We start from the raw sequence: 14,314 nt of genomic DNA, 5'->3' as shown, positions 1-14,314 counted from the left end.
TTGTTGCCGCGGTCTGCGGCGATCCGATGTCGGGCCGCCGCGCGCGAGAACCGGCTATTCCTTGCCCATCTCCATCAGCAGGCGCTCGGCCCGGGCATCCTCGATGCGGTTGACGAGACGCTTGCCCTCGTGGACGTCGCGCACGGTCTTGACCATCGTGATGCAGGACTGGACCAGCATCGTCACGCCCATGGCGAGGTAGGCTTTGGTCCAGAGGTCGAGCGGCAGGAACAGGATGCCGCCCGCCACCATGGTGGCGGCGCCGATGAACGAGGCGTAGGTGAACGCCACCCAGGCGGAGGTGTGCTGCGTGGTCTGCTGGGTCATGACGGTGTCTCCTCGAAAACGGGATGCGGGTTCGGTGCGGTCAGGCGGCGCCGGCTTCGGTCTGCGCCTCTGTCTGGCGCTTGGCCTGCTCCTTGGCCTGCGCCTTGGCGCGCAGGCGCTCCATCACGCTGCCGGCGCTCGGCCGGGGGCGCGGGCTGAAGCCGGCCTCCTCCAGGCGCTCGCACAGGGATTCGGGCGCCGCCGCGTCGATGATCGCCATCGCCTCGTCGGAGGCGGCGTCGGCGGCCTGGGCCTCGCGCAGGCGCCGCAGGGTGGCCTGCGCCTCCGCGAGCGCCGCCGGGCTCCCCGTTCCCTGCCCGCGCCGGGCCCGCAGGCGGCGCACCGCCTCCGTCGCCCGGGCGATGCGCTGGCCGCGCTCCAGCTCGGCGAACTGGTGGGTGCCCTTGCGCACCGCGCGGCGCAGGGCGGCGACCTCGGCCGCATAGGCCGCCCGGGTCGTCTCGAGGGTGAGCGCCGCCTGCTCCATCTCGGCCAGGGCCTCGGCGGCCTCCCGCGCCAGGTCCTCGCGCCCGCCGGCGAGCGCCGCGACGGCGCTGGCCTCCAGATCGACCATCCTGGCGTAGAGCGCCGTCTGCCGCTTGGCGTCGACGGCCTCCTGGGCGATGGCCCGCCCGAGCGCCCGGCGGCTGTCGTCGAGGGCGGCGGCCGCGTCGCGCAGCTGCTGCTCCAGGATCAGGAAGGCGTGCTGGTCGTGGAGGTCCTCGGCGGCGCGGGCGGATGCGCCCCGGACGAGGGTGGAGAGGAGGTTGAGCATCGTCGGCTCCGGTTGCGTGAACGTTGTTCACGAAGGCACCTTTCCACAGCCGTGAACGTTGTTCAAGCACGAATTTGAACATCGTTCACGCATGTGCGGGGACGCACGAGGTACGAAGATGCGACAACGCACGGCGGGAGGTGGGAACGGCATGCGCAACGAGGACAGGCGGGACCGGCTGCGGATGGCGCTGATCGACGCCGCGGAGGCCACCATCGCGGCCGACGGCCTGGCGGCGCTCAAGGCGCGGGACCTCGCCAAGGAGGTCGGCTGCGCGCTCGGGGCGATCTACACCGCGTTTCCCGACCTCGACGCCCTGATCCTCACGGTGAACCTGCGCACCCTCGCCCTGTTCGAGCGGGCGATCACCGAGGTGACGATCGCGCCGCCGCCGACGGGCGCGGCGAGCCCGGCCGAGCGGGCGGCGGCGGCCGACACCCTGGTGCGGCTGGCGGTGGCCTACCTGCACTTCGCCGCCGAGAACCCGGCCCGCTGGCGCGCGCTGTTCCAGCACCGGATCACGCACGCGCTGCCCGACTGGTACCTCGTGGAGCAGGTGCGCCTGTTTCGCTACATCGAGACCCCGTTGCAGGTCCTGCGGCCCGGCCTCGGCGACCGCGAGCGGGCGCTCCTCGCCCGCTCGCTGTTCTCGGCCACCCACGGCCTCGTCAGCCTCGGCCTCGACGAGAAGCTGATGGTGCTGAGCGAGCCGGTCCTGCGCGGGCAGATCGAGATCGTGGTCGGGGCGCTGGGGCGGGGGCTGGCGGAGGGGTGACGACCGGTCCTGCGGATCGGATGCCGCCGGGCTACCGGACGGGCTACCAGGGAAGCGTTTCCCCCCGATAATCCAGGTACACGCAGCCCCGCTGCCCGAGTTGCCCCTCGATCACCGCCGCCATCCCGTCCGCGCTCGTCGCCACGTCGATGTCGGCGTCGGGACCGCCCATGTCGGTGCGGACCCAGCCCGGATGCATCAGCACCGTGCCGAAGGGCGCGTCGCCGTGGCGGGCGGAGAAGCTGCGGGCGAGCGTGTTGAGGGCGGCCTTGCTCGCCCGGTAGCTCTCCCAGGTGCCGCCCTCGTTGAGCGACACGCTGCCGAGGATCGAGCTCATCAGCACCATCAGGCCGCCGGGGGCGACCCGGCCGGCGAAGGCCTCGGCGAAGCGGATCGGGCTCACCGCGTTGGTCTCGTAGACCTTGAGCGCCGTCGCCCGGTCGCCCTCGGGCAGCGGGACGTGGGCGCCGTCGGCGATGCCCGCGACCACGAACACCACGTCGAAGCTCTCGGATCCGAGCTCGTCGCGCAGCCGCGCCACGGCCGCGTCGTCGTCGATGTCGACCCGCCGGATCGCCGGGGCGACGGGGGTGAGGGCGGCGAGCGCCGGCGCCTCGCCCCGGGCGGTCGCGGTCACCGCCCAGCCGCGGGCGATGAAGGCCCGGGTCAATCCCAGGCCCAGGCCCCGGGACGCCCCGACGATCAATGCGCTGCGGTCCAGCTTGGCCATGGCGGTCTCCTGCGAGAGGTCTTGTCGATCCCGCGGGAGAAGTAGCGTCCCAAGCGCCGCGGCAAGCGGTCGAGTGCCGCGGCAAGCGGTCGAGTGCCGCGGCAAGCGGTCAGGCCGCTGCCGCCCGCCCCGCGCTCCAGCGCTCCACGGTGGCCAGCAATTCGTCGGGCCGGAACGGCTTGCCGACGTGGTCGTCCATCCCGGCGGCGCGGAACTGCGCGACCTGCTGGGGCAGCACGTTGGCGGTGAGCGCGACGATCGGCAGGCGGCCGAGCGGCGAGCCGAGCTCGCGGATGTGGCGCGTCGCCGTCACGCCGTCCATGCCGGGCATCTGCACGTCCATCAGCACCACGTCGTGGGCGCCGGCCTGCACTGCCAAGACCGCCTCGGCCCCGTCCGCCACCACGGTGACCCGGTGGCCGCGGCGCTCCAGGATCGCCCGGGCGATGTCCTGGTTGATCGGGCTGTCCTCGACCAGCAGCACCCGGGCCGGCCGCTCCAGCGGCGGCGGCGCCCGACGCTCCCGGCCGGCGGCCTCCTCGGCGGCCTCCGCCAGCGGCACGGCGAACCAGAAGGTCGAGCCCTCGCCGGGCCGGCTCTCGACCCCGATCTCGCCGCCCATGGTCTCGATCAGCCGCCGGCTGATCGCCAGCCCGAGCCCGGTGCCGCCGAAGCGGCGCTGGATCGACCTGTCGACCTGGGAGAAGCGCTGGAACAGCCGGCCGAGCCGGTCGGGCGGGATGCCGATCCCGGTATCGTGGATGGCGGCCTTCAGCGCGTGGCGGCCCCCGCCGAGCGGAACGCTGGCGAGGTGCAGGGTCACGCCGCCCGCGGGCGTGAACTTGATCGCGTTGTTGAGCAGGTTGAGCAGGACCTGGCGCAGCCGGTCGCGGTCGCCGACGAGGCGCGGGGCGAGGCCGGGCTCGATCCGCACCGCCAGGGCCAGGCGCTTGGCCTCGGCCGCGCTGCCGACGATGGCGACCGCGTTGTCGGCCAGCGAGGCCGGGGCGAAGGGCTGCGGGTCGAGGTCGATCTGCCCGGCCTCGATCTTCGAGAAGTCGAGGACGTCGTTGACGACCGTCAGCAGGGCCTGGCCGGCATCCTGGATCCGCTCGGCGCTGCGGGCCTGGGCCGGCGACAGGCCGCCGGCGCGCATCAGCAGGTCGGCGTAGCCGATCACGCCGTTGAGCGGCGTGCGGATCTCGTGGGACATCGTCGCCAGGAACTCGGTCTTGGCCGCGCTCGCGGCCTCGGCCTGGAGCCGCGCCGCCTCGGCCACCCGGTTGGCCTCCAGCACCGCGAGCTCGCGCCGCTTGCGCTCGGTCACGTCCGAGAAGGTGCGGATCGCCCCGCCCTCGGAAAGCCGCACGGTGCGTACCTCGATCACGGTGCCGTTCGGCCGCGTGCGCTCGTAGACCGGGGGAGCGCCCAGCAGGTCGCCGGTGAGGGTGAGCCAGGGCTCGCGCCCGGCCTGCGCGTCGCCGAACTCGCCGGCGGCGTCCTGGTGGGCGACGACGTCCGCCAAGGCCGGTCGGCAATGGCGGTACTCGGGCGGCAGGCCGAGGAGGTCGATCGCCCGCTCGTTGCAGAGCTGGACGATGCCCGCGGCGTCGATCAGCAGCACCCCCTGGTCCATGTTGGCGAGCGTCGCGTCGAGGAGCGCCTTCTTGTGGCGCAGCGCCGCCTCGGCCGCCCGCCGGGCGGTGATGTCGGTGATGGTGCGCAGCACCCCGCCCTCGGCGGTGGGCGCGTTGTGGACCTCCAGGATCGTGCCGTTCGGCCGCGTGCGCTCGTAGCGCTCGCCCAGCACCGCGAGGTCGCCCACCGCGATCGCCTCCCCGAAGGCCGGATCGGTGCCGGCATATTCTCCCGCCGTCTCGAGCACCCGCCGCAGAGCCGCCCGCGACGGCCGCCCGGCCAGGAAGGCGGGGTCGAGGTCGAGGAGCTCGGCGAGGCGCCGGTTCGTCACCGCGACGGTCCCGTGCGCGTCGACCATGATCAGGCCCTGGTCCATCGCGTCGAGGGTGGTGGTGAGCACCGCCTCCTTCTCGACGAGCTCGCGGGTGCGCTCGGCGATGCGGTCCTCGAGGTCGGCGTTGCTCTTGCGCAGGGCGTCGGCCTGGCGGTGCAGGGTGGCGGAGGTCTCGGCCAGCACCGCCCCGACCTCGTTGACCTCGCGCACCGGCGTCACCGGCGTGCGCAGCGGGATGCCCCGGCTGAGGTCGTCCGCCGCCTCGGCGAGGAGCGCCTTGGCCAGCAGGATGCGGCGCCCGGCATGGAGCGAGGCGAGGAGGGCGATCAGCCCGAGGCCGAGCACCACCGGCGCCAGCACCATGACGGAGGTGGCGAGCGGCGCCTGCAGCGCCGCCTGGGAGACGCCGATCGTCACCACCCAGCCCGACGGTACCGAGCGGTGGTGGGTGCCGAAGACCGGAATGCCGCTGAGGTTGCGGCCCCGCCACTGCCCGGTCGTCCCGCCGATCGTCCCGAAGCCCGGCAGCGGCTTGCCGGCCGCGGCGTCGGTCTCGACCGAGCGGCCGATGATGATCCCGGCCCGGTCGGCGATCGAGCCGGAATAGGGGGCGGCCACGCCCGCCGCCCGCAGGATCTGCCCGAACAGCGAGGCCGGCAGCGTCGCGGTGAGGAGATGGGTCACCGTGTCCCCGCGCCGCACCGGCACCGTGACGGCGACGACCGCCCGGCCCGATCCGGCCTCGGCGAACAGGCCCGAGATCGCCGGCGCGCCGGTCTCCTGCACGATCGGGTCGTCGGCGAGGGCGCCGCCCGGTAGGGCCGAGCCCCGGGGCAGCCGGGTGTTCACCCGCTCGCGGCCGTCCGGATCGCGCAGCACGATCTCGACTCCCGGCAGGCGCACCAGCTCCCGCGCCTGGCGGTCGAACCGGGCGTCGTCGCCCGCCTCCAGGGCCGGCGAGGTGGCGAGCGCCCGCAGCATCGCGACCTGGCCGCCGAGGAAGCCGTCGATCTGCTCGACCGCGTGGGCGTTGAGCGTCGCGGTGCGCTCCTCCATCCGGGCCTGCTCGGCCTGGACCCAGCGCTGGGCGATCAGCCCGATGATGATGAGCGCCGGCACGAGCAGGGCCGCGGCCAGCGCCGTGACGTGGGCCCAGAGGGGACGGGCGCGCACGCGCCGCGGATTCGCCGCGGCCTCGGCCGCACCCTCGCCTGTGTGGTCGTGATCGGACACGCGTTCCCGGCCTAGCGGCCTCGCGCCCACCGCGAGCAGTCCGCCTCCGGTAGAAGACTGACAAACCGGCGTGTTGGCAAGGTGATCACCCGCCGTGGCGCCGGTTCATCCAACATAGGCCGTTGCTCGCCCCGGGATAGTCCGTTCGGCGGAGCGGGCGCTGGGCAAGCTGCCCCCAGTCCCCCCGACCCTCAGTCGCCCCGCTCTCAATCCATGTCGCGGCTGGAATCCCCGGCATCGAGCCCGTCGAGGTCGTCCTCGGCCTCGCCGTCGGAATCGTGCGCGTCGAGGCCGGCGGCCTCGGCGAGGTTGCGGGCGGCGCGGCGCAGGAGCTTGCGCAGGCGCCGGCGCTCCTTGCCGTCGAAGCCGTCGAGCATCTCGGCCTCGACGTCGTCCCAGATGCCCTCGATCGCCTCCGCCTTGGCCATGCCGGCCTCGGTCAGGCGGACCCGCACGACCCGGCCGTCCCCGGCCTCGGTGCGGCGCTCGACCACCCCCATGGCGGCGAGCCGCGTGATGGTCTTCGAGGCGGTGGGCGGGCGCACCCGCAGGGTGGCGGCGAGGTCGCCCATGGTCATGGTGCCGGCGGCGGCGAGGGCCTGGACCACCTGCTCCTGGCCGGCGAAGAGGTCGAGATCGGCCAGGCGGTCGCCGATGCGGCCGCGGTGCAGGCGTGCCGCCTGCATCAGGGCCCAGCCGACGCTCTTGGCGCCGGGGGGCCGGAGGCGCTTGGCCGCCCGGCGCGGGGTGTCCCCGGCTACGGCCACTGCCTGCTCGCCCGATGCCATGGGTTCAGCCCCTTTTTCGAGACGGATCCTGCCGCGCCTGCACCAACGGCGCAAGGACGGAGGGCCGGGGCGCCGCGGCGGCGCCCCGCACGCACATGGCAGCCCGCCTGTGACGCCTGGATGACGCGGCCCCGGTTCCGGCTCGGTCCGCCGCGGCTTATGTTGCCGGCGACGGACAGATGGCGAGGAGACGCGCATGCCGGCCCGGCCCTGGGGCGACCTGACCACCGAGGAGTGCCGCGCGGGCGCGCTCCGGGCCGCCGTGGCGGTGCTGCCGGTCGCGGCCGTGGAGCAGCACGGGCCGCACCTGCCGCTCGCGACCGACGTCGTCATCGCCGAGGGCTACCTCGCGCGCGCCGTGGCCCTCGTCCCGGACGGCCTCGACGTGCGGGTGCTGCCGGTCCAGCAGGTCGGCCTGTCGCCGGAGCACGCCGACTTTCCCGGCACCCTGACCCTCACCCCCGAGACGGCGCTGAGGGCCTGGGGCGAGATCGGCGACGGGGTGGCGCGGGCGGGCTGCCGGCGCCTCGTCGTCGTCTCCTCGCACGGCGGCAACAGCGCGCTCGTCGACCTCGTGGCCCTGGGCTTGCGCGGCCGGCACGGGATGGTCGCGGTGACGACCGCCTGGAGCCGCTTCGGCACTCCGCCGGGCCTGTTTCCCGAGGACGAGATGCGCCACGGCATCCATGGCGGCGGGATCGAGACCGCCCTGATGCTGGCCTTGCGCCCCGACCTCGTGCGCCGCGACGCGATCCGCGACTTCGTGCCGGCGACGCGGGAGATCGAGCGCACCTATACCCACCTGCGGGCCGGCCGCCCGGCGGCCTTCGCCTGGCACGCCCAGGACCTGAACCCCGCGGGCGCCATCGGCGACGCGCGCCTCGGCACCGCGGAGGCGGGGCGGGCCCTCCTCGATCACGGCGCCCGGGCCTTCGTCGAACTCCTGCGCGACGTCGCCCGCTTTCCCCTGCCTTCTTTCCCTCCGCCGACCTTGGTCTCCCGCGGCGGCGAGTGACACACTATATCACCGGCTCGCGCGGCGCCCCGGCGGCGCCCGCCCCCGGTCCGGTTGCAGAAGAAGCCTCCCGCATGTCCGACAAGATCCCCGTCACGGTGCTCACCGGCTACCTCGGCGCCGGCAAGACCACGCTCCTCAACCGCATCCTCACCGAGCCGCACGGCAAGCGCTACGCCGTGATCGTCAACGAGTTCGGCGAGATCGGCATCGACAACGACCTCGTCGTCGGCGCCGACGAGGAAGTGTTCGAGATGAACAACGGCTGCATCTGCTGCACCGTGCGCGGCGACCTGATCCGCATCATGGACGGGCTGATGAAGCGCAAGGGCAAGTTCGACGCGATCATCGTCGAGACCACCGGCCTCGCCGATCCGGCCCCGGTCGCCCAGACCTTCTTCGTCGACCAGGATGTCGGCGAGGCCGCCACCCTGGACGCGGTGGTGACGGTGGTCGACGCCAAGTGGCTGTCCGAGCGCCTGAAGGACGCCCCCGAGGCCAAGAACCAGGTCGCCTTCGCGGACGTGATCCTGCTCAACAAGTCCGACCTCGTCGACGAGGCGGGCCTGGACAGCGTCGAGCGCCAGATCCGCGCCCTCAACCCGTCCGCCGAGATCCACCGCACCCAGCACTGCGCCGTGCCGCTCGACACGGTGCTCGGCCGCAGCGCCTTCGACCTCGCCCGCATCATCGAGATCGAGCCCGAGTTCCTGGAGGAGGGGCACCACCACCACCATTCCGACGAGATCCAGTCGATCTCGGCCCGGCTGCCCGGCGCGGTCGACCCCAACAAGTTCATGCCGTGGATCTCCGACCTGACCCAGGTCCAGGGGCCGGACATCCTGCGCTGCAAGGGCATCGTCAGCTTCCCAGACGAGCCGCGCCGCTTCGTCTTCCAGGGCGTGCACATGATCCTCGACGGCGACCTGCAGGACGAGTGGAAGCCGGGCGACCCGCGCGAGTCCCGCGTCGTCTTCATCGGCCGCCACCTCGACCCGGAGGCGATCCGCAAGGGGTTCGAGGCCTGCCGGGCCTGAGCCGCTCGCTCCCGGATCGACCGGGAGCGAGCGATCGTTCGGCTGTGGCGATCCTGCGCGCGCTCGCGCGCCGGACTGCCATGCCGCGGGTCATCGGCATCGCCGCGCTGTCGGGTTGGGCCCGCCACCCCGACGCGGCGCGGGGGCCCCGCGATCCGCGTCCGGGGTGCCGGTCCGGTCCACGGCTCGGCCGCAGGTCCGACGATCAAGCAGGTCCGACGATCAGGGCCTGCGCTCCGGCCCGCGCGGCGCCAGCCGCAGCACCAGCGCCCCGGCCGCCATGCAGGCGAGCGAGCCGACCAGCACGCCGATCTTGGTCTCGGCTTCGAGCGCGGGGCTCGCGGCAAAGGCCAGCAGGCCGATGAACAGGCTCATCGTGAAGCCGACGCCGCACAGCAGCGCCACGCCGTAAACCTGCAGCCAGGTCGCGTGCGCCGGCCGCTGCGCCCAGCCGAGCCGGACCACGGCCAGCACGAACCCGAACACGCCGAGCTGCTTGCCGACGAACAGGCCGAGCGCCACCCCGAGCGTCACAGGGTCGAGCAGCATCGCCGGACTGAACCCGGCCAGCGAGACGCCGGCATTGGCGAACCCGAAGATCGGCAGGATGAGGAACGCCGACCACGGGTGGATGGCGTGCTCGAGGATGTGCAGCGGCGAGGTCGGGTCGTCCGGCTTGCCGACGCTGAGGCGCAGCGGGATCGTCAGCGCCACCAGCACGCCCGCGATGGTGGCGTGGATGCCGGATTTCAGGACGAACACCCACAAGACCGCGCCGAGCAGCAGGTAGGGCCACAGGCGCGCCACCCCGGCCTTGTTCATGCCGTAGAGCACGGCGAGCGTCAGGCCGGCGCCGCCGAGCATCGGCAGCGAGAGATCGGCGGTGTAGAACGCCGCGATGATAAGGACCGCGCCGAGGTCGTCGATGATGGCGAGCGCGGTCAGGAAGACCTTGAGCGAGACCGGAACGCGCGAGCCGAGCAGCGCCAGCACCCCCAGCGCGAAGGCGATGTCGGTGGCCGCGGGAATCGCCCAGCCGCGCAGGGTCTCGGGCGAGTGCTGGTTGACCGCGACGTAGACCAGCGCCGGCATCAGCATGCCGCCGAGGGCGGCGATCCCGGGGAGGATGCGATCCGGCCAAGTGCGCAGGCGCCCGTCCAGCATCTCGCGCTTGATCTCGAGGCCGACCAGCAGGAAGAACACCGCCATCAGGGCGTCGTTGATCCAGTGCAGCACCGAGAGCGGCCCGAGATGGGCCGCGAGGACGGCGAAGTAGGTCTCAGCCCAGGGCGAGTTCGCGACGACCAGCGCCAGGGCGGCGCTCGCCATCAGCACGAGGCCGCCGCCGGCCTCGTTGTGCAGCATGGTGCGCAGGGCCGAGAGCGGCCGGCGCACCGGCAGGGGAACCCGACCGCTCATGCCGCTGCCGTGCCGACGCGGGAAGGACGGTTCGGCGACGCCCGGCCGATCGCCGGGGGGGTCGGAGCCGGCACGGGGCCGGCCGCCGGGACCGGATCGACGCCGCGAAGGGTAGGATGGGGCATGGGCACGGGTCTCCCCCGCTGGCGGCCCGACCAACGGCAGAGAACCTGCAAGCCCCGCGCCGGGACCGCACACCTTGGCCTCCGTATCCCATCGACGGGGCCGGCGCGCAACGGGCGTCGGCGTCCCGGATGCGGTATGGGGCGGCCCTCGCCCGCCCGACCGGATCCATGACCGCCCTTACCGCCAGACTCCGCGCCCTCTACGAGGGCGACACCGACGGGGCGCACCGCTTCCGGTACGCCCTGCTTGCCTTCGACGTCGCGACGGTCGCCTTCGTGATCGCAACCTCGTTCCTGCCGCTCTCGCCCTGGGTCGCCGTCGGCGACGTGGTCCTCGGCCTCGGGGTGCTGGCCGACTTCGCCGGCCGCCTGGCGATCAGCCGGGCGCCGGCGCGCGAGTTCCTGCGCCTGGGCACCTGGACGGACGTGGTGGCGATCGCCTCGTTCCTGGCGCCGATGTTCGTGCAGGGCGTCGGATTCCTGCGCATCCTGCGCACGCTGCGGCTCCTGCGCACCTATCAGCTGCTCGACCGGCTGCGCCGGGACAGCGGGATCTTCCGGCGCCACGAGGAGGCGATCCTGGCCGCCACCAACCTGGTGGTGTTCGTGTTCGTGATGACCGGCGTGGTCTACGTCACGCAGGCCGGCAGCAACCCGGCGATCGGCAGCCCGGTCGATGCGCTGTACTTCACGGTCACGTCGCTGACGACCACCGGTTACGGCGACATCACCCTGCCGGGCCCCTCGGGCCGGCTCATCTCGGTCGTCGTGATGATCTGCGGCGTGACCTTGTTCTTCCGCCTCGCCCAGGTGGTGTTCCGGCCCTACAAGGTGCGCTTTCCCTGCCCGACCTGCGGGCTGCAGCGCCACGAGCCGGACGCCGTGCACTACAAGGCCTGCGGCACCGTGCTGAACATCCCCGACGAGGGCGCCGACTGATCCCGACGCCCTAGCGTACCGTGACCTGGCCCTTGATCCTCTCGTAGGTCGCCCGGCTCAGGACCCGCTTCGACAGGAGCTCGCCCGGCGAGGCGTAGGGCCGCCGGGCGACGATCGCCTTGCCGATCATGCCGCCGCCCAGCCCGTTCAGCTCGGCCACGCTGGCGGTGTTGAGGTCGACGGTGCCGGCGGCGGCCGGGGCGGGAGCGGGCTCCTCGGCCGTCGCGACCGAGGGCGGGCTGAAGACCGGGGGAGGGGTGGAGGCCGGCATCGTCGCCGGGGCGGCGCTCGGGGCGGGAACGGCAGGGGTGGAAACGGGTGGGGCGGGAGCCGGCACGGGAGCGGGGGCGGGCATCGCCTCGGCCGCCGGGGGCTGGCGCTGCGGCGACGGCTCGGCCGGGCGCGGACCGGGATAGACCGAGCGCACCGGGTCCGCGGTCTCGCCCGTCGCCGGGGCCGCAGCGCTCCGCCCGCTCTCGACCCGCCTGGAAGGATCTCCCTTGGCCGCATCGCCCCTGGCGGCATCCACCTTGGGCGGCTCGGAGAGGTGGGGGCCGGTCGCGCGCGGCATCAGGACCTGCCACAGGCCGGCGAGGCCGGCTGCCAGCACGACGATGACGAGGGCGCGGGTGATGGCCGAACCGGTCAGCATCGCGGGCGGGTGTCCTCAAGGCTCGAGGGAGCGGGCCGCGCGAGGCGGTCCCTTGCGTCACAGTCTATCGCAGGTGATGGCGGAGGCGAGGTGGTGCCAGCCCCGCCCGAGCTCCATTCCGTGCGATGTCCACGGATTTGCACGCGCGATTCGACGCGCACCGGGCCGGTTTCCTCCGGTGTCGCGGGGCGCGACGTCTCTCGGCGGGCGTCAGGCGGCGATCGTGCGCCGGATCGCGCGGATCGCCCCGTCGCCGGTCCCGGGCCCCGTGCGCCCGGCACGGATGCGGCCTTCCGCCTCGGCGAGCGGCTCGATCGCCACCGCCATGTGGTGGCCGTTGGCGTGGATCAGGCGGGCCTCGTCGAGCATCATCCCGACATGGCCGCGCCAGAACACCAGGTCGCCCCGCCGCAGGCCGGCGAGGTCCGCCGTGACCGGCACCGCCTCGCCGAGGGCGGCCTCCTGCTGGTCGCTGTCGCGCGGCGCCGCGATCCCGGCGGCGGCGAGCGCGGTCTGCACCAGCCCGGAGCAGTCGAGCCCGAGGCTGCTGCGCCCGCCCCAGAGATAGGGCACGCCGAGGAAGCGCAGGGCCGTCGCGGCGACGTCCGGCTCGACCGCGTCCAGGGCGGCGAGGTGCCCGGCCCAGGCGAAGCGGCCGTCGGCGAGGCGCGCATAGGCGCCCTCGCGCCCCGCGACCGCCACCCGGGCGCCGAGGCTGAGCGCCCCGACGACGGGCCGCTTCAGGTCGGCGGCCGGGTACAGGAAGGTCCGCAGGGCCGAGACCCGATGGGTCGGGGCCGGATCGACCGGCCCGAGGGCCTCGGCCGGCAGGTAGCCGACATAGCCGTCCGCCGAGAGCTGCGCGAAGGCGAACCCGTCGCGGACCTCGTAGACGGTTGCCGCCTCGCCGAGCAGCGCCTCACTGTCGAGGGCTGCGGCGGGATCGGGCGCGCGGCGCAGGGGCGCCACGGGGACGCGGATCCGGTGCGTCGTCCCGGCGACGTAGCGGTCCGCCGCGACCCGCCCGCGCAGGCGCTCGTCGGCGAGGTCGGGCCGGGCCGGCGTCAGGCGCGGATCGAGGGGGGCGTCGGCGGAGAAGGGGGCGGTCATGGTGCCGGCCAGTCTCTCAAGCCGGGCCGCCGGGAGCAAGCCGGACCGGGCGCCGACGGGAATCAGGACGTTTCGGATCGCTCCTGCGACGTTATGCCCGAGGTGGGGTCCGACCCGGGCACAAGTCGAATTTTCGCGGCGGCGGCGTGCGGTTACCTTCCGAACCCTGCGGAACCGCGCCGGCGGCCCGGGCAACCATTCCGGCCGCGCCGGGTTGGACATGCACGTGTTGCACTGCAACAATCGCCGTGCCTGCGCTATGGTCAGCCCATGATGATGAGCCGCACCGTGAAGAAGCCGACCGACAAGCCCCGCAACTTGCCGCCCATCCGGGTGCGCAAGGAGCCGCCGACCGTCTCCGAGGCGGTGGCCGCGGCCCAGGACCTCGCCGACGACGTCGAGCAGCAGGTCGAGATCGCCGCAGGCCTGATTGGCCTGTCCCCCGACGAGGTGCGCCCGCACGTGCTCCAGGCGGCCCAGGCCCAGGCGGCCAAGCCGAAGGCCGAGCGCTCGCCCGAGCGGATCATCAGCACCGGCAGCGGCCTGCGCGGCCCCCGCACGGTGATCGTCGAGCGCCGGGCCACCCGGCCCATGGTCGAGCGCCGGATCCGCCCGCCGCTCGACGGGCGCCGCTGAGGTCTGCGGCCACCGCCGGCCCGCCCATCATCCTGTGCTGTTGCACAAGGAGTTGCATTCGAGAGAGTATTGTCCACCATCGAACGCATCGGTGCGATTTCGGCGGGCCGCCCCGCCATGATAGGCTGGCGGCTCGACAATCCTTCGGCGAGGGCGGCGTCCGATTGCCGTCGGTATGGTGAGACCATGAACTCTTTCGAGCCTGTCCTGTCAGGCGTGACCGCTCTGCGGCTCGACAACCAGCTCTGCTACGCGCTCTACGCGGCCTCCCACCGCATGACGAAGTGCTACCGGCCGCTGCTCGAGCGGCTGGGCCTGACCTATCCGCAGTACCTCGTCCTGATCGTGCTGTGGGAGAACGACGGCCTGACCGTCTCCGACATCGGCCGCCGCCTGCGCCTCGATTCCGGAACCCTGACGCCGGTGCTCAAGCGCCTCGAGGCCGCCGGCTTCGTCCGCCGCACCCGGCGCCAGGCCGACGAGCGCGAGGTCGAGATCAGCCTGACCGAGGAGGGCCACGCCCTCGAGGAGCAGGCCGTCGAGGTGCGCCGGTCGATCGTCGAGACCCTGCAGATGACGGAAGGCGAGATCGCCGACCTGCGCGCCCGCCTCGACGTGCTCATCGCCACCCTGGGCGGCGAGGCCTGAAGGCGACGGACCCCGCGGCGGTTTGTTTTGCCGGTTAACAAATCCTGCTTGAGCACCGCGCCGCATCCCGTTTAAAGGGACGGACGGGAAGACGCCGCCCGCCGCGAGGGGGAGCGGAAGGCCGCGCGTCCCC

General features: G+C 73.5%; 14 protein-coding genes. 6 read left to right on the top strand and 8 right to left on the bottom strand.

Annotated features, from left to right (window positions below; all coding sequences use genetic code 11):
* Positions 1–54: 54 nt before the first annotated feature.
* Positions 55–327: a YiaA/YiaB family inner membrane protein gene (locus tag V3T34_RS11780; protein ID WP_060845244.1), complete on the bottom strand. Its 273-nt coding sequence runs from the start codon at positions 325–327 to the stop codon at positions 55–57.
* 40 nt (positions 328–367) lie between these two features.
* Entirely contained in the window at positions 368–1,102 is a 735-nt protein-coding gene (locus V3T34_RS11775; protein WP_305078940.1) for a PspA/IM30 family protein, read from the bottom strand.
* Positions 1,103–1,220: 118 nt separating this feature from the next.
* Here V3T34_RS11775 and V3T34_RS11770 point away from each other — a divergent pair, with 118 nt between their 5' ends.
* Positions 1,221–1,877 (top strand): TetR/AcrR family transcriptional regulator, encoded by a 657-nt coding sequence (locus tag V3T34_RS11770; RefSeq protein WP_305078941.1) that lies wholly within the window; start codon positions 1,221–1,223, stop codon positions 1,875–1,877.
* A 43-nt stretch (positions 1,878–1,920) separates the two neighbouring features.
* On the opposite strand, the gene V3T34_RS11765 is transcribed toward V3T34_RS11770, so the two are convergent.
* The 3 genes from V3T34_RS11765 to V3T34_RS11755 all read right to left on the bottom strand — a co-directional run bounded on the left by V3T34_RS11765 (position 1,921) and on the right by V3T34_RS11755 (position 6,600).
* Positions 1,921–2,607: an SDR family oxidoreductase gene (locus V3T34_RS11765; RefSeq protein ID WP_305078942.1), complete on the bottom strand. Its 687-nt coding sequence runs from the start codon at positions 2,605–2,607 to the stop codon at positions 1,921–1,923.
* A gap of 109 nt (positions 2,608–2,716) precedes the next feature.
* Positions 2,717–5,752 carry a PAS-domain containing protein gene (locus V3T34_RS11760; RefSeq protein ID WP_331369182.1) on the bottom strand — a complete coding sequence of 1,012 codons (3,036 nt, stop codon included), beginning with the start codon at positions 5,750–5,752 and terminating at the stop codon, positions 2,717–2,719.
* A 266-nt stretch (positions 5,753–6,018) separates the two neighbouring features.
* Positions 6,019–6,600 (bottom strand): MarR family winged helix-turn-helix transcriptional regulator, encoded by a 582-nt coding sequence (locus tag V3T34_RS11755; protein WP_305078944.1) that lies wholly within the window; start codon positions 6,598–6,600, stop codon positions 6,019–6,021.
* 196 nt (positions 6,601–6,796) lie between these two features.
* Between V3T34_RS11755 and V3T34_RS11750 the strand changes: the two genes are divergently transcribed.
* Together V3T34_RS11750 and V3T34_RS11745 are read left to right on the top strand one after the other, a co-directional pair.
* Complete coding sequence (locus V3T34_RS11750; RefSeq protein WP_305078945.1) at positions 6,797–7,615, top strand: creatininase family protein; 819 nt, start codon at positions 6,797–6,799, stop codon at positions 7,613–7,615.
* A gap of 74 nt (positions 7,616–7,689) precedes the next feature.
* Positions 7,690–8,652: a CobW family GTP-binding protein gene (locus V3T34_RS11745; RefSeq protein WP_305078946.1), complete on the top strand. Its 963-nt coding sequence runs from the start codon at positions 7,690–7,692 to the stop codon at positions 8,650–8,652.
* 222 nt (positions 8,653–8,874) lie between these two features.
* Here V3T34_RS11745 and nhaA read toward each other — a convergent pair whose 3' ends face one another.
* On the bottom strand, positions 8,875–10,071 hold the full coding sequence (nhaA, locus tag V3T34_RS11740) for a Na+/H+ antiporter NhaA (RefSeq protein WP_305078947.1): 1,197 nt from the start codon (positions 10,069–10,071) through the stop codon (positions 8,875–8,877).
* 293 nt (positions 10,072–10,364) lie between these two features.
* Between nhaA and V3T34_RS11735 the strand changes: the two genes are divergently transcribed.
* Positions 10,365–11,135, top strand: a complete 771-nt coding sequence (locus V3T34_RS11735; RefSeq protein WP_305078948.1) for a potassium channel family protein — start codon at positions 10,365–10,367, stop codon at positions 11,133–11,135.
* A gap of 10 nt (positions 11,136–11,145) precedes the next feature.
* Here the strand turns inward: V3T34_RS11735 and V3T34_RS11730 are convergent, their stop codons facing one another.
* Positions 11,146–11,787, bottom strand: a complete 642-nt coding sequence (locus tag V3T34_RS11730; RefSeq protein ID WP_305078949.1) for a helix-hairpin-helix domain-containing protein — start codon at positions 11,785–11,787, stop codon at positions 11,146–11,148.
* 210 nt (positions 11,788–11,997) lie between these two features.
* The gene (locus V3T34_RS11725; protein WP_060845233.1) at positions 11,998–12,897 is read right to left on the bottom strand and encodes a C40 family peptidase; all 900 of its coding nucleotides are present in this window, start codon (positions 12,895–12,897) and stop codon (positions 11,998–12,000) included.
* 288 nt (positions 12,898–13,185) lie between these two features.
* Between V3T34_RS11725 and V3T34_RS11720 the strand changes: the two genes are divergently transcribed.
* Together V3T34_RS11720 and V3T34_RS11715 are read left to right on the top strand one after the other, a co-directional pair.
* The gene (locus V3T34_RS11720; protein ID WP_407942695.1) at positions 13,186–13,533 is read left to right on the top strand and encodes a hypothetical protein; all 348 of its coding nucleotides are present in this window, start codon (positions 13,186–13,188) and stop codon (positions 13,531–13,533) included.
* A 186-nt stretch (positions 13,534–13,719) separates the two neighbouring features.
* The gene (locus V3T34_RS11715; protein WP_060845231.1) at positions 13,720–14,181 is read left to right on the top strand and encodes a MarR family winged helix-turn-helix transcriptional regulator; all 462 of its coding nucleotides are present in this window, start codon (positions 13,720–13,722) and stop codon (positions 14,179–14,181) included.
* Positions 14,182–14,314: the final 133 nt, after the last annotated feature.

Source organism: Methylobacterium ajmalii, assembly GCF_036448855.1.
In the GTDB taxonomy this organism is placed as follows: Bacteria; Pseudomonadota; Alphaproteobacteria; order Rhizobiales; family Beijerinckiaceae; genus Methylobacterium; species Methylobacterium ajmalii.
This window is presented reverse-complemented; position numbering and strand designations above follow the sequence as displayed.